Genomic DNA, 19,140 nt, shown 5'->3' on the forward strand with positions numbered 1-19,140 from the left:
TCCAACGGCGATCCCCGCCCGTTCCGGGCCCCCCGGAGTTTATCTGGCGAGATGAATGCGGATCAGCGTTCGCCGTCCTTGGGCGTCAGGTCGTAGGGTTTTGCGATGTCCCAGACGTGAGCGGGCACCATGTTCTTCATCTTGGCGGGCATGGCGTGGCGCAGGTGCAGGATGGTTTCCGCCGCCTTCATCTCGAGCCGGGCGCGCGCGAATTCGAGGCCGCGCGGACCCGTGCGCGGTTGCAGCCAGCTGACGATGGGACGGACCCAGTCGGGCATGCGCCGCAGCGGCAGACCACCGGCGGCGCGGTCCGTGTTGGCAATGAAGCCTTTGACGGCGGCGGCGCGTTTGCCCTTTGATCCCACCGGCGACAGCGCGATCCGGTCGCCCAGCCCCTCCAGCATTTCGGCCCCGCGCGCATTGCGCACCAGCAGCCATTGGTCGCCCTCCCCGCCCATATACCCCACGGTGATGTCCGCCAGCGCGTTGGTGTAATCCACGCAAGTGCGACAGGTCAGCGGAAAGAAATCGGGCGGCAGGTCCGAGATCGGCAGGCTGAGGAACGGAATCAGGCGCTGACGCCCGTCGGCAAAGCGCAGCTCCACCCGGTAATCCGCGCGAAATTCCAGATACGTGATGCTGTCCGGGTCTTCGTCCAGCAGGGCAAGAAACCGGTGGAAGTTCTCGGTCGTGGTGTTGTCGGAGCACGGCGTGCCGATGACATAGAGCCGGTCGAGGCCCAGCGTCGCCTCCAGCCTGCGCAGCGCATAGACCTGACAAGGGATGCCAATCACGGCCAGGCGCGTGAACCCGCGCTCCGCCACCTCCTCCAACAACGCAAGCAGCGGCGCATACCCCATGCGCATGCCGCGGGCGCGGCCCATGTCCTGCGCCTCAGTAATCAGGGCGGGCTGCGGCTTCCAACGGTCCTCTGCGTCCGGCACCATGGTCAGCACCGCATCCACCTTGCCCCGCGCCAGCAAATCCGCAGCCAGCGCCGTGGTGATGCCGGTCCATTGCGCGCCGTCCGCAGGGGCGCGCATACGCGCGCGGTGCATCGACTGGACCGGGCCAAAGAACACCTCATCCCCCGACCCGCGCACGCGCCCGTGCACGGCGCGTTCCATGCCCGGATAATCGGGCTTGATGAACTGGCAGGCGGTGCCACAGGCCGATGGATCGGCCATCCGCGACACGCCGCAATCGGTGCACATCGTGCGCGGCACCGCCTCGCGCAGGCTCATGAAAACTGTTCCGAGATCAGCCGTTCCTCGAGCCCGTGACCGGGATCGAAGAGGATGCGGTGCACCACCGACGGCTCGGACGCAATCTCCACCGCCGCCACCTCGCGGAAGGACCGCGAATCCGCCTCCGCCATCACCGGGCGCTTTTCGACCTCAAGCACGTCAAAGCGCACGCGCGCCGTCTTGGGCAGCAAGGCCCCGCGCCAGCGCCGGGGCCGGAACGCGGCCACCGCCGTCAGGGCCAGCACATCCGACCCGATGGGCAACACCGGCCCATGCGCCGAATAGTTGTAAGCCGTCGATCCCGCAGGCGTTGACACCAGCGCCCCGTCACAGACCAGCTCGTCCATACGCAGCCGCCCGTCCACGGTGATCCGCAGCTTGGCCGCCTGCGGACCCGCGCGCAGAAGCGACACCTCGTTGATGGCCAGCGCCTGATGCTCCGCCCCGTCCACATCCCACGTGGTCATACGCAGCGGATTGATCTCCGCGAGCTCCGCCGCCTCAAGCCGTTCGGCCAACCCGTCTTCGCCATATTCGTTCATCAGGAACCCGATGGTGCCCCGGTTCATCCCGTAAACCGCGGCGCCCAGATGCTGCGTCCCGTGCAGCGTTTGCAGCATGAACCCATCGCCCCCAAGGGCGACAATCACATCCGCCGTCTCCAGATGCGCATCGCCATAACGCTGGGTCAGCGCGGTGCGGGCGGCCTGCGCCACTTCCGCGCGGCCGGCGGCAAAGGCGATCTTGAGCGGCATGAGGTTTCCTTTAGCGCGCGTTTGACGTCAAAAGAACCATATCTTTTCGCCCCTTACCAGCACGGCCTGTCGCTTTGTCGCTGGTCGTACGGAATTGGTCGGGATACATCCTTTGCGAGACCCGATGGTTTCCTATAGGAAACCGGACAAATATCCGACTCACGTCACGAGGAGACAGCCATGAATGCGCCGCACCGTACCGACGGGTTTTTCACCCAATCACTCGCCGACCGCGATCCGGAGCTGTTCGGCTCTATCCGCAATGAGCTGGGCCGCCAACGGGACGAGATCGAGCTGATCGCGTCTGAAAACATCGTGTCCGCCGCCGTGCTCGAGGCGCAAGGCTCGGTCATGACCAACAAATATGCCGAAGGCTATCCGGGCCGTCGCTACTATGGCGGGTGCCAATATGTGGACGTCGCAGAAGAGCTGGCGATTGAGCGCGCCAAGCAGCTCTTTGGCTGCGGCTTTGCCAACGTACAACCGAACTCCGGCAGCCAGGCAAACCAGGGCGTGTTCCAGGCCCTGCTGCAACCCGGTGACACGATCCTCGGCATGTCGCTTGATGCCGGTGGCCACCTGACCCACGGGGCGCGCCCCAACCAGTCGGGCAAATGGTTCAACGCCGTGCAATACGGTGTGCGCCGCGACACGCTCGACATCGACTATGACCAGATCGAAGCGCTGGCACTCGAGCACAAGCCCCAGATGATCATCGCCGGCGGCTCCGCCATCCCGCGCCAGATCGACTTTGGCCGCATCCGCGAGATTGCGGACAAGGTGGGCGCATGGGTGCTGGCCGATGTGGCGCATTTTGCCGGTCTGATTGCCGCCGGTGTCTATCCCAACCCGTTCCCGCACGTGCACGTGGCCACGACCACGACGCACAAGACCCTGCGCGGTCCGCGCGGCGGCATGATCCTCACCGATGACGAGGCGCTGGCCAAGAAATTCAACTCCGCCATTTTCCCCGGCATTCAGGGTGGGCCGCTGATGCATGTGATCGCCGCCAAGGCCGTCGCCTTTGGCGAGGCGCTGGATCCGTCGTTCAAAATCTACCAGCAGCAGGTGATCAAGAACGCCCAAGCGCTCGCCGATCAGCTGATGAAGGGCGGTCTGGGCACCGTCACGGGCGGCACGGACACGCACGTGATGCTCGTCGATCTGCGCCCCAAAGGGGTCAAGGGCAACGCCACGGAAAAGGCATTGGGCCGCGCGCACATCACCTGCAACAAGAACGGCGTGCCGTTCGACGATGAAAAACCGACCATCACCTCCGGCATCCGCCTGGGCTCACCCGCGGGCACCACGCGCGGCTTTGGCGAGGCCGAGTTCCGCCAGATCGGGGACTGGATCGGTGAGGTCGTTGATGGGCTCGCCGCAAATGGCGAAGACGGCAATGGCGCGGTCGAGGCCAAGGTAAAGGCCGAAGTGGCCGAGCTGTGCGCCCGCTTCCCGATGTATCCGAACCTCTGAAACCACGCGACGCCCCCCACCGACATTTGCGCGGTGGGGGGTGACCTGCCCCAAGACCGCGCGCCGTGTCATGGCGCAATTGGACAGCGATGCCCCCCCCGGAGGGGTGCGCGGGGCTCACACCATACACCCACCCCAATTTCATTCGCGGTCTCCTCAAGCGCCGTCCTGAAATGCCGGGTCGCGCCGTTCCACCTCGTGCCCCGAGAAGCCGACGCCGACCCGACCCACGGGAGGGCGGCTGCCTCTGCTCTGGCAAAGGACCGTCGCAGGTTTCGTGAACGAAGTTTTAACGATTGGCACCGCACGCCCTGTAAACCCCGCCACCGGTGCATCGCCGGTGTACGCGCTGTGCACAGGCTGTGTACGGTCTGTGCCTGCCACAAACCCCTTGTTTTGCGGGCGTTAACCCCGGTCTGCGGCGCCGTCGCCCGACAGCTGCGTTAACCGTTGCGCGCGCGGTGCTCAGATGCGCCCGGTCCACCACATCCAGACGATGAACGCCGTCACGACGAACAGGATGTTGAACGCAATCACCCCCGCCAGCGCCAGCAGCCGCCCCTTGCGCCGGTCGGCCCGGTCGATCCCTTTGAGATACTCCAGAACCCGCGCCTCGGCCCGGTCCAAAACGGCCCCATCCACCTGCCGCATCAGGCGCGGCGCGCCGCCGAACCCTTGCGCATCCACAATGTGCCGCGCCTCGGCCCGCAAGCGGCGCGGCAGGCGGCGGCCCGTCCGGCGCAGCGCCTTGTCCAGCGTCTTGGCCCGCACGCCAAAGGCGCGCTCCAGCCCCTCCTGCACCCGGTCCGCGCGGGCCTGTATCGTTTCGGCACTTTCCATGCTGCGCAACCTACCGCCTTGCAATCGCACTGGAAAGAGACGGATGCCCGCGCTAAGCCTCTGTCATGCTGGCTCATCAGACCTTTGGCGACCCCGACGCGCCGCCCGTCCTGATTGCCCACGGCCTCTACGGGTCCGGGCGCAACTGGGGTGTGATTGCAAAACGGCTTGGTGACACGCGCCACGTCATCACCGTGGACATGCGCAACCATGGCAGCAGTTTTCACAGTGAAAACAACGGTTACGACGATCTGGCCGATGATCTGGCGGCGGTGATCGACACCCTCGGCAGGCCCATGGACGTGGTGGGTCATTCCATGGGGGGCAAGGCCGCAATGATGCTGGCCCTGCGCGCGCCGGACCGGGTGCGTGGCCTTGTCGTCGGCGATATCGCGCCCGTCCCCTACACCCACAGCCAGTTGCCCATGATCGACGCCATGCGCGCCGTGGACCTGACGGCGGTCGCACGGCGCTCTGACGCGGTGGCACAGCTTGAGGCGCAGGGCGTTGATCCGGCCGTGTGCAGTTTCCTGACCCAATCGCTGGACCTGCAAGCCAAGGCGTGGCGGCTCAATCTCGATGCGCTCGCCGCCGAGATGCCCAAGATCATGGGGTTCCCGTCCACGGACGCACAATTTGCAGGCCCGACACTGTTCCTGTCCGGCGCTGCGTCAGACTACGTTAAGCCAGAGCACCGCGACACGATCCGCGCCCTCTTCCCGGTGGCGCGCTTTGCCAAACTGCCCAAGGCAGGGCATTGGCTCCACGCGGATGACCCACGCGGTTTTGAAGGCACCGTGCGCGCCTTCCTCGATGCCGTGCAGTCCCGACCCTTGACGTAACCCACTCAGGTATACCACTTTTGTTGCCGACATGTCGCACAACGGAGGGGTGGCCATGTGGGCAAAGCTGTTGGATCAGTTTCTGACACGGATGATGGTCGTGGACCGTCTGAGCGTGACATATCCCGACGGGGAAACGCGCGATTACGGGCCTGACAGCGGGGCGCAGGTGCATGTCACAATCGCCGATGACGCCACCCTGCGCGCGATTGTCACAAACCCCGATCTCGGCTTTGGCGAGGCGTTCATGGACGAACGTGTCGCGCCGCAGAATTGTACCCTCGACGACGTCCTGACCGTACTGATCCGCAACCGCGGCGCAGGCGACGTGCCCGCATGGATGAAGACGCTGAACCGCGCGCGCTTTCATGCCCGCGCGTTCATCCAGCGCAACGCGCCCAGCGCATCGCGCCGCAATGTGGCGCACCATTATGACATCTCTGACGACCTCTACCGGATGTTTCTGGACGAGGACATGCAGTATTCCTGCGCCTATTTCCGCGACCCCGACATGAGCCTCGAAGACGCGCAAATCGCGAAAAAAGCGCATATTGCCAGCAAGTTAAGGCTGGAGCCGGGGATGCGGGTGCTGGACATCGGCTGTGGTTGGGGTGGAATGGCGATGACGCTGGCGCGCGATTATGGCTGCCACGTCACCGGCGTCACGCTCAGCGAAAACCAACTGGCCACCGCAGAGGCGCGGGTGGCCGCGGCGGGTCTCAGCGACCAGATCACGTTTAACCTCAAGGACTATCGCCATGTGAGCGGCAGCTTTGACCGGATCGTGTCGGTCGGGATGCTCGAACATGTGGGCGTGCCGAATTATGGCACGTATTTCAACAAGGTGGCCGACCTGCTGGACCCCGATGGCGTTGCCCTGATCCACACGATCGCCCGGTCCGGACCACCCCAGGCGCACAGTTCATGGATCAACAAATACATCTTTCCGGGCGGCTATGTGCCATCGCTGTCGGAACTGGCCCCCGCGCTGGAAGATTCCGGGCTCTGGCAGACGGATATCGAAGTCTGGCGCCTGCACTATGCCATGACAATCCGCCACTGGCGGGACCGGTTCAATGCCGGGCTGGACGAGGTTCGGGCGAACTACGATGAACGGTTCGTGCGGATGTTCCAGTACTATCTGACCGTCTGCATCCTCGCCTTTGAACACCAGATGCAGGCCGTCTACCATTTCCAACTGGCGCACAAACGCGCAGCGGTGCCGATCACGCGCGACTACCTCTACCCGGCAAGTGCACCTGCAGATGCCAAGGTCAAAGGACGCGTGCACACCGCCGCAGAGTAGGCATCGGCACCAATTCGCCCCGCAGGTTTCACGAAAGCGCCGCATTTGCAGCGCAGGTTTTGTGGTGACGTGATGGTTAACCCCTTGCGGCACCGCACATGGCACCCACTGCCGACAGGAGGCGAAATGGAATACGTAAAACGCGAACCGATGAAAAGCGCATCCGGGCGGGAGCCCACGGCGTTTACCATGAAGGCGATCAAGGACCTGATTGCCGAGGACACCTCCGGCATGAGCGAAGCGCCCACAATGCGCACACCGCTGCCCAAAGCCTATGTGCAGCAACCGCCGCACATGCGGGGCAACGTCCCTGTTGTGCCGTCCCAGCCCCGACCGGCGCGCAAGCCCGCACTCAAGGCCAGCGCCGCACCGCGGATTGACGCTGACATCACGGCGCCCCCGCAGGCCCTGCCCAAGATCGTGCAAGAGCATCCGGCACCTGCACCAGCCCCCCGCAAACGGTCCATCCTCGGGCGGTTGATCAGCGGCTGATCGAAACGCGGTTACGCGGCAACGGCACGCGGGTCCAGCAGAGACGGGCCGAGCCGCTCAATGACCCTGACGCCAATGCCAAAGCTCCGCCCTTGCGCGTACAGGTTGGGGTACGCAAACGTGCGAATGCCCGCAGCCACTGCGGCCTGCGCACTCTCGGGTGTGTCTTCGATGGCAATGGTGCGCTCTGCATCAGCACCAAGTTCCCGCAGCGCAACGTGATAGATGTCCGGTGCGGGTTTGACCGCCTGGACCCACGTGCGATTGCCGACAAAGTCGAAATCGGAGGCGTCCAGTTTTGGACGCGATGCTCGTAAAATTATATCGACTTGCCTCGGATCGGTCGACGTTGCGAACCCGATCTTGATCCCCCTGTCGCGCGCGGCCTCCATCAATGGCCCGATCCCGGGCCGCAGGTTCACTCCGTTCGACAAAGACGCCTCGAATGCAGCAATCTTGGCGGTGTAAAGCGCGTCGACGTCAACCTCGACACCCCGTGCCAGACCATAGTAGCGTATGCGTGCCTTGCCGCCGGGCACCTCCAGAAGGGATTGATACGTATCGGCATCCCACTGCCATTTGAGGCCATGCGCCTCGAACGCGGTGTTGAATGCCTGGCGCTGAAGATCGGACGTTTCCACCAACACACCGATGGAACCGAGCAAAAGTGATTGCACATACATTGAGAGTTTCCTTGGTCGAGCTTCCTTGCGCGCACGAATACATGTCAAAGTAGATCAGTCTTGATATCTTTGCAATTTTAACATGCAACTGCATACGCCCCACTTGCACCTTCCCGCGCCATCCCTATAACGCAGGACAATTTGCTTGCGCCCGCCACGGCGCGGCCTGATTCACATAGCCGGGGGGCCCTGATGCCAAAGCGTACCGACATCCAGTCGATCATGATTATCGGTGCGGGTCCTATCGTGATCGGGCAGGCCTGCGAGTTCGACTATTCCGGGGCACAGGCCTGCAAGGCGCTGCGCGAGGAAGGCTACCGGGTGGTTCTGGTCAACTCGAACCCGGCGACCATCATGACCGACCCTGTGTTGGCCGACGCCACCTATATTGAGCCGATCACCCCTGAGGTCGTCGCCAAGATCATCGAGAAAGAGCGCCCCGACGCGTTGCTGCCCACCATGGGCGGGCAAACGGGGCTGAACACCTCGCTCGCACTCGAAGAAATGGGCGTGCTGGAGAAATTCGGCGTCGAGATGATCGGCGCCAAACGCGACGCCATCGAAATGGCCGAGGACCGCAAGCTGTTCCGCGAAGCGATGGACCGCCTCGGCATCGAAAACCCCAAGGCCGAGATCATCACCGCGCCCAAGCGTGAGGACGGCTCCAAGGACCTCGAGGCCGGCGTGGCGCTGGCGCTTGAGACGCTGGAAACTGTGGGCCTGCCCGCGATCATCCGCCCGGCCTTTACCCTGGGCGGGACGGGCGGCGGTGTTGCCTATAACCGCGACGATTACATGGCGATCTGCCGGTCCGGCATGGACGCCTCACCCGTCGGTCAAATCCTCGTGGATGAGAGCCTTCTGGGGTGGAAAGAGTACGAGATGGAGGTGGTACGCGACACCGCCGACAACGCCATCATCGTCTGTTCCATCGAAAACGTGGACCCGATGGGCGTGCATACCGGTGACAGCATCACGGTGGCGCCTGCCCTGACCCTCACGGACAAGGAATATCAGATCATGCGCAATCACAGCATCGCTGTGCTGCGTGAGATCGGCGTGGAAACCGGCGGGTCCAACGTGCAATGGGCGATCAACCCCGATGACGGCCGCATGGTCGTGATCGAGATGAACCCGCGCGTCTCGCGCTCCTCTGCGCTGGCGTCCAAGGCGACCGGCTTCCCGATTGCCAAGATCGCGGCGAAACTCGCCGTGGGTTACACGCTGGATGAGCTGGACAATGACATCACCAAGGTGACGCCAGCCTCGTTCGAGCCGACCATCGACTATGTCGTGACGAAAATCCCGAAATTCGCGTTCGAGAAATTCCCCGGCTCTGAGCCGTTCCTGACCACCGCGATGAAGTCGGTGGGCGAGGCAATGGCGATTGGCCGGACGTTCCACGAGTCGGTGCAAAAGGCGCTGGCGTCCATGGAATCGGGCCTCACCGGTTTTGACGAAATCGCCATTCCCGGCGCCGAAGATCCCGCCACAGGCCACGCCGCCATCACGCGCGCGCTGGCCCAGCAGACACCGGATCGGTTGCGCGTCATCGCGCAGGCCATGCGCGAAGGGCTGTCGGACGACGACATCTTTGGCATCACCAAATACGACCCCTGGTTCTTGGCCCGCATCCGCGAGATCATCGAGGCCGAGCAAGAGGTCGAATCCGCGGGCTTGCCGACGGACGAAGCCGGGCTGCGCCATCTCAAGATGATGGGCTTTACCGACGCGCGCCTTGCGACCCTCACCGGCCAGTCCGAAGCGGATGTGCGCGCCGCGCGCCGCGCTGCTGGCGTGGTGGCGGTGTTCAAACGCATCGACACCTGCGCCGCCGAGTTCGAGGCGCAGACGCCCTACATGTATTCGACCTATGAAACGCCGGTCTTTGGCGATGTGGAGTGCGAGGCGCGCCCGTCGGACCGCAAAAAGGTTGTGATCCTCGGCGGTGGCCCCAACCGGATCGGTCAGGGGATCGAGTTCGATTATTGCTGCTGTCACGCCTGCTTTGCACTGACGGACGCCGGCTATGAAACGATCATGGTCAACTGCAACCCCGAAACGGTCAGCACCGACTATGACACGTCGGACCGCCTCTATTTCGAACCGCTGACGTTCGAGCATGTGATGGAAATCCTGCGCGTCGAACAGGACAACGGCACGCTGCACGGGGTGATCGTGCAATTCGGGGGCCAGACGCCGCTGAAACTCGCCAACGCGCTGGAGGATTCCGGCATCCCGATCCTGGGCACCACGCCCGACGCCATTGATCTGGCCGAAGACCGCGAACGGTTCCAGGCGCTGGTGAACGATCTCGGCCTGAAACAGCCCAAGAACGGCATCGCACACTCGGACGCCGAAGCGCTGGCGATTGCCGGTGACATCGGGTTCCCGCTGGTCATCCGCCCGTCTTACGTGCTCGGTGGTCGCGCGATGGAAATCGTGCGTGATCAGGCGAACCTCGAACGCTACATTTCCGAAGCCGTGGTCGTGTCCGGCGACAGCCCCGTGCTGCTCGACAGCTATCTGTCGGGCGCGGTGGAACTGGACGTGGACGCGCTCTGTGACGGCACCGACGTGCACGTTGCCGGCATCATGCAGCACATCGAAGAGGCGGGCGTGCACTCCGGGGACAGCGCCTGTTCCCTGCCGCCCTACTCTCTGGACAAGGACATCATCGCCGAGATCGAGCGGCAGACACATGCGCTGGCGCATGGCCTCAATGTGGTGGGCCTGATGAACGTGCAATTCGCGATCAAGGATGGCGACGTCTACCTGATCGAAGTGAACCCGCGCGCGTCCCGCACGGTCCCATTCGTTGCCAAGTCCACGGACAGCGCCATCGCCTCCATCGCCGCACGCATCATGGCGGGTGAAAAACTGTCGGCCTTCCCGATGCGACCCGCCTATGATGCCGATGCAAGCTATGACAGCGTGCTGCCATTGGCCGATCCGATGACGCTGGCCGATCCGAATATGCCTTGGTTCTCGGTCAAGGAGGCCGTGCTGCCCTTTGCCCGCTTCCCCGGTGTGGACACGATCCTGGGCCCGGAAATGCGCTCAACCGGCGAAGTCATGGGCTGGGATCGCACCTTTGGCCGCGCTTTCCTCAAGGCGCAGATGGGCGCGGGCATGGTCCTGCCTGATGCGGGCTGTGTGTTCATCTCGATCAAGGACATGGACAAGACGGATGCCATGCTTGATGCGGTGAAAACCCTGACGGATTTGGGCTTTACCCTCGTTGCGACGCGCGGCACGGCAAAGTGGCTCAAGGCGCATGGCCAGGCCTGCGGTGTGGTGAACAAAGTCTACGAAGGCCGCCCCGACGTCACCGACATGATGAAGGACAATGGCATCCAGCTGGTCTTCAACACCACCGAAGGCGCGCAGGCGGTCGAGGACAGCAAATCCATCCGCTCCATCGCGCTTTATGACAAGATCCCGTATTTCACGACCGCCGCCGCAGCGCAGGCCGCGGCGATGGCAATCCGGGAACAGGCCGCCGGAGACGTGGGCGTCAAGGCGCTGCAGGGTTAGTCGCGGATCCGTCCAAATGTCGACAACCGGTTGATTTCGTTCAGCCGGTCGAGATTGACGACCGTGGACAGCATCAGGCGATCCTGGCTCCAGTCACCGGGGCGCTGAATGGCCACGGTCGTTAGCGCCATCGCCGCCACCAGCGGCAACACCAGCGCCACAAAGGTCAGCCGCTCAAACGCCGTGCGCCGCCAATGCAGCGCCGACAGGATGCGGCGTTCCAGAAAGCTGCGCTTGCCCTTGATCAGCGACGTCCGGTCCGCTGTCACCAGCGTCACCTTGGGCACGGCAATGGTGAACGACCGGTCCCGGCGCAATGTCTTCTGACACACCGACAACAGCGTGTCGCAATAGGCGCGCACATCAATCCGCCCGCGCGCCAGCACCTGACTGTCGCAGTTGAACTCGCGCAGCGCTTCCACCTCACGCTTCCATGCGTGATAGGCAGGGTTCAGGAAAAACAGCGGCTTCAGCGCCTCCATCACGATTTCCCATTCCAGATCGCCTTGGCGGATATGCTGCAACTCATGCGCCAGCGCGACCTTCAGCTCTGTCGCCTCGGCCAGCATGTGCGAGGGGATCACCACATAGTAGGCGCGCAGACCGCGCGTGGAAAACGGCACCAGCGTCCGGTCCGACAGATGAACACGCACCCGCCCGATATGCCGCCACGCATAGGATTGCGCCACGATCCGCCACAGGCAGAACACGGAGTATCCCAACCGTGCCAACCCGACACACACCCCTAAGACAAAGGCGGCAATGACCGCCTGTGCCACGATCCCTGCCCCGGTCAGCACATTCAAAATGAACGTGTCCCGCATCAGAACCAGCCCCTCGAAATCGGAGGCCTTCATTTCAAAACCACCGTTCAGGTAATAGGACACCACGAAATCCGACAGGTTCGGATTGACCGGCGGCGCCACACCCGACCGCTGCATCGTCTCAAACCCCAGCACCAACAGCGGCGCACACAGGATCAGCAGGAACACGGTATACAGCAGGCGCAATTGCGTCGCATAGGCGTGGCGCAGCCCCGCCACCCGCATCGCCGCGCGCAACAGGGACCAGACCCCGAAGGCCACGCAGATCAGGATATTGGCATTCACGAATGCATCGAGCAGCGCTTCACCCGCTATCATTTTTCAACCTCCGATCAACAAGTGCCCGGATTTGCCCCAATGCTTCTTCGGTCAGCGTTTCGTCATCCACCAGCCGCGCGACCAACGAGGCAGGCGTGTCGTCGAAGAGTTTGGCCGACAGGTCCTTGACCACGCGCGATTGATACGCGTCCTTGGCCAGTGTCGGGCGGTAGACGTGGCTCTTGCCGGATTTGCGGCTGGTCACGAATTCCTTTTGTTCGAGAATGCGCAGGATCGTTGCACCGGACGTATACGCAAGGTCGCGCCCCGCCGGCAGACGTTCCAGTACGTCGCGCACTGTCCCCTCTCCTATGGCCCAGAGTTCCGACATGAACTCCAGTTCGACTTCGGTCAGCAGCTCACTTTTTTTCTTTTTCATCGCGGTCCCCGCTTCGGCAACCGCGCACTAGCTGCACCATTTGAGTAAATACCAAGCATTTCCGTTTCCAAAGGAGAATCTCATACTTTTCTAAAACAGAACGTACCCCACGCGATGCTCAGCGCCAGTGGCCACCACAGCGGCTGACCAAAAAGCCCAAGCCAGGCGAGGAAGATATAGGCGGATCCGAGAAGCGAGATGAACAAACGGTCACCCAGTGTCGTGGTCAGCCCGAACACCCCGCGCCGCTCGATCCCGTCGCGATATTTGAACCCTTCGAGCACCCCGATCAGCGCGATTGCCGCAAAGAGCGTGCAGAACAGCGCAAAGGTCGCAGGCGTCCATGCCATCCAGAACGACGGCCACAGCGGGTCGGTCCACGAAAACCCCTTTTCCTCCTGCTGTTGCGCAACATTGCCCCAGCCTTGGGCCAATGCAGGGGTCGGCAGGATCAGCCAGATCAAACGTTTCATCACACCCTCCCCAAGGCAAAGCCCTTGGCGATGTAGTTGCGTACAAAGTAGATGACGATTGCGCCGGGTATGATCGTCAGCGTGCCCGCCGCAGCCAGAAGGCCCAGCTCATATCCCGCCGAAGACGCCGTTTTTGTCATTTCCGCCGCAATGGGTTTGGCTTCGACCGCCGTCAGGGTCTTGGCCAAAAGCAGCTCGACCCACGAGAACATAAAGCAGAAGAACGCGGCGACCCCCACTCCGGCCTTTATCGTCGGCAGGAATATCGTGACGAAAAACCGCGGAAACGAATAGCCGTCCACATATGCGGTTTCGTCCAGTTCCTTGGGCACGCCCCCCATGAACCCTTCGAGGATCCACACCGCCAGCGGGATGTTGAACAGGCAATGCGCCAAAGCTACGGCAAGGTGCGTGTCAAAGAGCCCCACGGACGAATAGAGCTGAAAGAACGGCAACGCGAACACCGCCGCCGGTGCCATCCGGTTGGTCAGCAACCAGAAAAACAGCTGCTTGTCGCCAAGAAACCGGTACCGCGAGAACGCATACGCCGCAGGCAGCGCCACACAGACCGAGATCACCGTGTTCAGCGACACATAGATGATGGAGTTGATATAGCCCCAATACCAACTCGGATCGGTAAAGATCACCGCGTAGTTTTCCAGCGTAAAGGTCTGCGGGAACAGGCTGAACCCGGACAGGATCTCATTGGTTGTCTTGAAGCTCATCGAGACGAGCCAGTAGATCGGCAGCATCAGGAAAGCGATGTAGAGGATTGGGATGAGAGAGCGTTTACGCATGGGCCGAACCTTCGCCAGAGGCCTGTTTATTTGAGATCAGGGCATGCACGCGCCGCGGGGTGGGCAGTATGTCCGCCCCAGGTGGGCGGTGCGGGCATGCCCGGCGGTGCCCGCCGTGCAAGAGATTTGAACGAAGCGTATAATTCATTTCGCATCATCCTTCGTCATCAGCGTATAGAAGAGCCAAGACACCAGCAGCGTGATCGCGAAATAGATCAGGCTCATCGCCGCTGCCGGGCCAAGGTCAAACTGCCCAAGCGCGATCTTCACCAGATCAATCGACAACAGCGTTGTGGAATTCCCCGGCCCGCCGCCGGTCAGCACAAACGGCTCCGTATAGATGTTGAAGCTGTCCATGAAGCGCAGGAGGATCGCGATGGTCAACACCGTCTTCATCTTTGGCAGCTGGATATAGCGGAACACCTTCCACGGGCTGGCCCCGTCGATCTTGGCCGCCTGATAATAGGCATCCGGGATCGACACGAGGCCGGCATAGGCCAAGAGCACCACCAGCGAGGTCCAGTGCCACACGTCCATAACGATGATCGTGATCCACGCCGCCAACGGATCCTGCGTCATGTCATAGTTCACGCCGAGTACATCATTCATTAGATACCCGAGCAGCCCGATCTTGGGCAGGGTAAAGATGTTCCACATCGCCCCCACCACGTTCCACGGGATCAGCATCGGCAGCGCCATCAGCACAAGGCAAACAGGCACCCAAAACCCCTTCTTCGGCATCGACAGCGCGATGATTATGCCCAATGGCACCTCGATGATCAGGATCAGGAAGGTAAACAGGAACTGCCGCCCCAAGGCGGCATGGAACCGGTCCGACCGCAGGATCTGTTCAAACCAGTCCAGCCCTTGCCAGAAGAACACGTTGTTTCCGAACGTCTCCTGAACTGAGTAATTGACCACCGTCATAATCGGCACCAGCGCATTGAACGCCACCAGCAACAGCACCGGCAGGACAAAGAACCACGCCTTTTGGTTTTCGGTTTTCATGTGTCCGCCTCCGTCGAGAGCCATCCGTCACGGTAAAGGCGCGTCTGATCCTGCCGGAAGGCCAGATGCACCTCGGCGCCCTGCTCCACCTCGGCCTGATCCACGACCGCTCGCACCGGGGTATCCCCCACCACAGTCTCCACGACCGCGTGCCGCCCCACATCCGACACCTTGCGCACGCGCGCGGGCAACCCTTCGGGTGCCAGCGTCACGAATTCAGGCCGAACGCCCAACTGCGTCAGCCCGCCGGTGCCTGTAACCGGGCCTTCGACCGGGACCACCTGCCCCTCGAAACGGATGCGGTCGCCGTCTTCGACCGCAGGTAGGATGTTCATGCCGGGCGAGCCGATAAAATGGCCAACAAACGTGTGCTGCGGCCGCTCGAAAAGCTCAACGGGCGTGCCGATCTGCACCACTTCGCCGTCCTGCATGACCACCACCTGATCGGCAAAGGTCAGCGCCTCGGTCTGGTCGTGCGTGACATAGATCATCGTGGCCCTCACCCGCTGATGCAGCTCCTTCAGCTTGGACCGCAACTTCCATTTCAGGTGCGGGTCGATCACGGTCAGCGGTTCGTCAAACATCACGACGTTCACGTCGTCACGCACGAGGCCGCGGCCCATGGAGATCTTCTGCTTGTTGTCAGGGGACAGGTGCGCCGCGCGCACGTCCAGCATCTCTGCCACGTCCAGCATTTCGGCAATCTCGGCCACGCGGGCGGCAATGCGGCCCTCGTCCACACCACGATTGCGGAGTGGAAAAGCAAGATTATCGCGCACGGTCATGGTGTCGTAGATCACCGGGAACTGGAACACCTGCGCGATGTTGCGCTGATCGGGCGGCAGGTCGGTCACGTCCCGCCCGTCAAACAGGATCCGTCCCTCGGATGGCACCAACAGGCCCGAGATGATGTTGAGCAATGTGGATTTCCCGCACCCCGACGGACCCAGAAGCGCATAGGCGCCTCCATCCTCCCAATCGAGATCAATCGACTTGAGCGCAAAGTCCTGCGGCCCGGCAGGCTTGGGCAGATACGAATGGCGCAGGTTGGATAAGGTGATCTTGGCCATCAGGACACGAGGCTCCCGTCAGGGGCAAAGTAGAACGCTTTGCTGGGGTCCATGTAAAAGGCCTGTTCTTCGCCAACGCGGTACGGGTGCACGCCATGGGCCAGTGAGACCCAACCATCGTCGCCCATCTGAAAATGCGCGCTTGATTCCGACCCGGACAGTTCCGTCACTTGCACCACACCATTGAGCGCAACACTTTGCGCATCGCCTTGCACCGGGGTGACGTGATGCGGGCGGATGGCAACAGTATAGGGTCCGTCCGCCAGACCTGCCGCAGCACCCGTCACCTGCCAGCTGACACCGGTGGCCAGCGTAACTTCGGTCCCGGTCTTGGTGATGTGCGCCGCGTTGATGGGCGGGTCAGAAAACACGCGTGCCGCCGTCAATGTCGCGGGTTTGCGGTAGATTTGCGCGGTTGGACCGAATTGCGTGACCTCCCCGTCATCCATCAATGCCGTGTGCCCCCCAAGAAGCAGCGCCTCTTCGGGTTCGGACGTGGCATAGATGACCACGGCACCGCGTCCGGCAAAAAGCTCAGGCAGCTGTTCGCGCAACTCCTCGCGCAGCTTGTAGTCAAGATTGGCCAGCGGTTCGTCGAGAAACACCGCGCGGCTTTCCTTGGCAATCGCGCGCGCGAGGGCACAGCGCTGCTGTTGCCCGCCGGACAACTCTTGCGGTCGGCGTGTCAGCATCGGGCCCAGTTGCAGGATATCTGCTGCCTCCTGCACGCGGCCCTCGATTTCGGATTTCGCCATGCCTGCCACCCGCAACGGCGACGCGATGTTGTCGAAGACCGTCATGTGCGGGTAGTTCACGAAAAACTGGTGCACCAGGCTGATGTTGCGCTTTTGCGTGGACAGGCGGGACACGTCCTCGCCATCCATGATGATCCGTCCCGACGCCATGGGGTCCAGACCTGCCATCAGCTTGATGAGCGATGTCTTTCCCGCGCCCGTCTGCCCCAAAAGCACGTTAAAGTGCCCTGTTCCCAGCGTCAGCGATGTCGGTTTGATATGTGTGATGCCGCGGACAACCTTTGTCGCGTCAATCAGCTCGATACCCATTTGCCCTTACCCCGATCATAGGCGACCGGGTCACAGTTGGGGTGACCCGGCCGGACGCGCCCGGCCATGGCGAACCACAGCCGGGCGCGTTTGCGTTTACTGGTTCCAGCGGGCCACAAGGTCGTCGTAATTGACGGTCTCACCCTGCGGCTTTTCGTTGTCCAGCTTGGGCTTGGCGCCGCCATTGGCAAACCACCACTCGGCGTCACGCTCTTCGTTCAAGCGTGGGCCACAGCCACCATAGACACCAGCCGCCTCGTCTGCCTGCTGCATCCGGGCCATGGTGATGTCCATCTCTTCGGCCAGACGGTCCATCGCCTGCTGCGGGGTAAAGGCACCGGAGTTCACGTCACCGATCTGCTGCCACCAGATTTGGGCCAGCTTCGGGTAATCCGGCACGTTGATGCCGGTGGGCGACCAGGCCACGCGATCAGGCGAGCGGTAGAACTCGACCAGACCCCCCAGTTTGGGCGCGCGTTCGGTGAAGCTTTCGTGGTTGACCGAGCTGTCGCGGATGAAGGTCAGACCCACATGGGACTTCTTCACGTCGACCGTCTTGGACGTCACGAACTGCGCATAAAGCCATGCGGCCTGAGCGCGATCCGACGGCGTGGATTTCAAGAACGTCCACGATCCCACATCCTGATAGCCAACCTTCTGGCCGGTTTCCCAGTAAGGGCCATGCGGGCTGGGTGCCATCCGCCACAGCGGGTTGCCATCCTCGTCCACGGTGTTGTTGCCCTCGGACTGGGGTTTGACCATGTCCGCGGTGAACGCCGTGTACCAGAAGATCTGCTGGGCGACGTTGCCCTGAGACAGCGCAGGCAGCGATTGGTAGAAGTCGAACGACGCGGCGCCAGGAGGGGCATAGTTGCGCAACCATTCGTCCCACTTGCGGATCGCATAAACCGCCGCTGGACCGTTGGCGGCACCGCCACGTGTGACGCTTGCGCCGTTGGGATTGCACGACCCGGCTTCCATCCGGATGCCCCATTCGTCGATGGGCACACCGTTGGGTTCGCCGACCGAACCCGCACCTGCCATGGACAACCACGCATCGGTCATCCGCCAGCCCAGGTCAGGCGCGCGTTTGCCGTAATCCATGTGGCCATAGATCGTGGTGCCGTCGATTTCCTTGACGTCCTCGCTAAAGAATTCGGCGATGTCCTCGTAAGCGGACCAGTTCACCGGAACGCCAAGGTCATAGCCGTACTTGGCCTTGAACGCCTCTTGCAGGTCTTCGCGGTCGAACCAGTCCTTGCGGAACCAGTAGAGGTTCGCGAACTGCTGGTCGGGCAGCTGGTAGAGGTTGCCATCCGGGCCCGTCGTGAACTGGATACCCATGAAGTCCTCGAGGTCCAGCGTCGGCGACGTCGTCGCGGCCCAGTCTCCGGCCATCTGTTCGGTCAGGTTATAGGCCAGTTGCAGCCGCGAGTGCGTACCGATCAGGTCGGAATCGTTGACATAGCCGTCATAAAGGTTCCGCTGCGTCTGCATCTGCGTTTGCACAGCCTGCACCACTTCACCTTCGCCGAGGATCTGGTGGTTCACCTTGATGCCGGTGATTTCCTCAAACGCCTTCGTCAGCACTTCGGATTCGTAACCGTGCGTCGGGATGCCTTCGCTCAGGACATTGATTTCCATGCCCGAAAACGGCTCGGCAGCGTTGATGAACCACTGCATTTCAGACAGCTGTTCATCCTTGGACAATGTGGATGGTTGAAATTCCTGATCAATCCATTTTTGGGCTGCGGCCTCGTCGGCAAAAGCAGTCCCTGTCCCCGCGACGATGGCACAAACGGCCGTCGCGGAGATAAGATACTTGCGCATCTCTTCTCCTCCCAATTTTTTTGCAAGCTGGAACGGGCCAGCTGTGATCAGGCTAAGCGTTTGGGATCGGAGCTGTCAAACTAAAATCTTAGTAGATATTTTCGGTGCTGGATGCACCATGCGGTATAGTTTGCAAAAACCTCTCAAAATTTTGATTTAAAAACAATTTCGTCCGACGTCTCGCCTGAGCTGCATTGTT

17 protein-coding genes are annotated in these 19,140 nt (G+C 62.1%); 5 read left to right on the forward strand and 12 right to left on the reverse strand.

The features are described 5' to 3' along the window. Positions 1-62 precede the first annotated feature (62 nt). Complete coding sequence (locus tag ACERHN_RS05710) at positions 63-1,244, reverse strand: Coenzyme F420 hydrogenase/dehydrogenase, beta subunit C-terminal domain (RefSeq protein WP_415921686.1); 1,182 nt, start codon at positions 1,242-1,244, stop codon at positions 63-65. Next, entirely contained in the window at positions 1,241-2,002 is a 762-nt protein-coding gene (locus tag ACERHN_RS05715) for an NAD kinase (RefSeq protein WP_415921687.1), read from the reverse strand. Before ACERHN_RS05715 ends, ACERHN_RS05710 begins: the two co-directional genes overlap by 4 nt. Before the next feature lie 180 nt (positions 2,003-2,182). On the opposite strand from ACERHN_RS05715, the gene glyA reads away from it, so the two are divergent. After that, positions 2,183-3,478, forward strand: coding sequence for a serine hydroxymethyltransferase (gene glyA, locus ACERHN_RS05720; RefSeq protein ID WP_415921688.1), 1,296 nt, complete (start codon positions 2,183-2,185; stop codon positions 3,476-3,478). A 465-nt stretch (positions 3,479-3,943) separates the two neighbouring features. Here the strand turns inward: glyA and ACERHN_RS05725 are convergent, their stop codons facing one another. Beyond that, positions 3,944-4,318: a hypothetical protein gene (locus tag ACERHN_RS05725; protein WP_415921689.1), complete on the reverse strand. Its 375-nt coding sequence runs from the start codon at positions 4,316-4,318 to the stop codon at positions 3,944-3,946. Positions 4,319-4,383: 65 nt separating this feature from the next. Here ACERHN_RS05725 and ACERHN_RS05730 point away from each other — a divergent pair, with 65 nt between their 5' ends. The 3 genes from ACERHN_RS05730 (at position 4,384) to ACERHN_RS05740 (ending at position 6,958) form a co-directional block, all read left to right on the forward strand. After that, on the forward strand, positions 4,384-5,160 hold the full coding sequence (locus ACERHN_RS05730; protein ID WP_415921690.1) for an alpha/beta fold hydrolase: 777 nt from the start codon (positions 4,384-4,386) through the stop codon (positions 5,158-5,160). 55 nt (positions 5,161-5,215) lie between these two features. Beyond that, positions 5,216-6,466, forward strand: a complete 1,251-nt coding sequence (locus ACERHN_RS05735) for a class I SAM-dependent methyltransferase (RefSeq protein ID WP_415921691.1) — start codon at positions 5,216-5,218, stop codon at positions 6,464-6,466. Between the two features lie 126 nt (positions 6,467-6,592). Beyond that, the gene (locus ACERHN_RS05740; RefSeq protein WP_415921692.1) at positions 6,593-6,958 is read left to right on the forward strand and encodes a hypothetical protein; all 366 of its coding nucleotides are present in this window, start codon (positions 6,593-6,595) and stop codon (positions 6,956-6,958) included. Positions 6,959-6,969: 11 nt separating this feature from the next. Here ACERHN_RS05740 and ACERHN_RS05745 read toward each other — a convergent pair whose 3' ends face one another. Beyond that, on the reverse strand, positions 6,970-7,641 hold the full coding sequence (locus tag ACERHN_RS05745; RefSeq protein ID WP_415921693.1) for an HAD family hydrolase: 672 nt from the start codon (positions 7,639-7,641) through the stop codon (positions 6,970-6,972). A 192-nt stretch (positions 7,642-7,833) separates the two neighbouring features. Here ACERHN_RS05745 and carB point away from each other — a divergent pair, with 192 nt between their 5' ends. Continuing rightward, positions 7,834-11,178 (forward strand): carbamoyl-phosphate synthase large subunit, encoded by a 3,345-nt coding sequence (gene carB, locus ACERHN_RS05750; RefSeq protein WP_415921694.1) that lies wholly within the window; start codon positions 7,834-7,836, stop codon positions 11,176-11,178. On the opposite strand, the gene ACERHN_RS05755 is transcribed toward carB, so the two are convergent. The 8 genes from ACERHN_RS05755 to ACERHN_RS05790 all read right to left on the reverse strand — a co-directional run bounded on the left by ACERHN_RS05755 (position 11,175) and on the right by ACERHN_RS05790 (position 18,941). Then, complete coding sequence (locus ACERHN_RS05755; protein WP_415921695.1) at positions 11,175-12,320, reverse strand: M56 family metallopeptidase; 1,146 nt, start codon at positions 12,318-12,320, stop codon at positions 11,175-11,177. The two genes, carB and ACERHN_RS05755, sit on opposite strands and share 4 nt — an antisense overlap. Beyond that, positions 12,307-12,699, reverse strand: a complete 393-nt coding sequence (locus tag ACERHN_RS05760; protein ID WP_415921696.1) for a BlaI/MecI/CopY family transcriptional regulator — start codon at positions 12,697-12,699, stop codon at positions 12,307-12,309. The genes ACERHN_RS05755 and ACERHN_RS05760 overlap by 14 nt, the downstream gene beginning before the upstream one ends. 80 nt (positions 12,700-12,779) lie before the next feature. Beyond that, positions 12,780-13,172: a DUF2160 domain-containing protein gene (locus ACERHN_RS05765; protein ID WP_415921697.1), complete on the reverse strand. Its 393-nt coding sequence runs from the start codon at positions 13,170-13,172 to the stop codon at positions 12,780-12,782. Next, complete coding sequence (locus ACERHN_RS05770; RefSeq protein WP_299684924.1) at positions 13,172-13,969, reverse strand: carbohydrate ABC transporter permease; 798 nt, start codon at positions 13,967-13,969, stop codon at positions 13,172-13,174. The genes ACERHN_RS05765 and ACERHN_RS05770 overlap by 1 nt, the downstream gene beginning before the upstream one ends. Positions 13,970-14,113: 144 nt before the next feature. Continuing rightward, positions 14,114-14,977 (reverse strand): carbohydrate ABC transporter permease, encoded by an 864-nt coding sequence (locus tag ACERHN_RS05775; protein WP_415921698.1) that lies wholly within the window; start codon positions 14,975-14,977, stop codon positions 14,114-14,116. Further along, the gene (locus ACERHN_RS05780; RefSeq protein ID WP_415921699.1) at positions 14,974-16,047 is read right to left on the reverse strand and encodes an ABC transporter ATP-binding protein; all 1,074 of its coding nucleotides are present in this window, start codon (positions 16,045-16,047) and stop codon (positions 14,974-14,976) included. The genes ACERHN_RS05775 and ACERHN_RS05780 overlap by 4 nt, the downstream gene beginning before the upstream one ends. Next, entirely contained in the window at positions 16,047-17,111 is a 1,065-nt protein-coding gene (locus tag ACERHN_RS05785) for an ABC transporter ATP-binding protein (protein WP_415921700.1), read from the reverse strand. The genes ACERHN_RS05780 and ACERHN_RS05785 overlap by 1 nt, the downstream gene beginning before the upstream one ends. A 96-nt stretch (positions 17,112-17,207) precedes the next feature. Then, positions 17,208-18,941, reverse strand: a complete 1,734-nt coding sequence (locus tag ACERHN_RS05790; RefSeq protein ID WP_415921701.1) for an extracellular solute-binding protein — start codon at positions 18,939-18,941, stop codon at positions 17,208-17,210. Positions 18,942-19,140: the final 199 nt, after the last annotated feature.

Origin of the sequence: Tateyamaria rhodophyticola, from assembly GCF_047777875.1 — a bacterium.
Taxonomy (GTDB): domain Bacteria; phylum Pseudomonadota; class Alphaproteobacteria; order Rhodobacterales; family Rhodobacteraceae; genus Tateyamaria.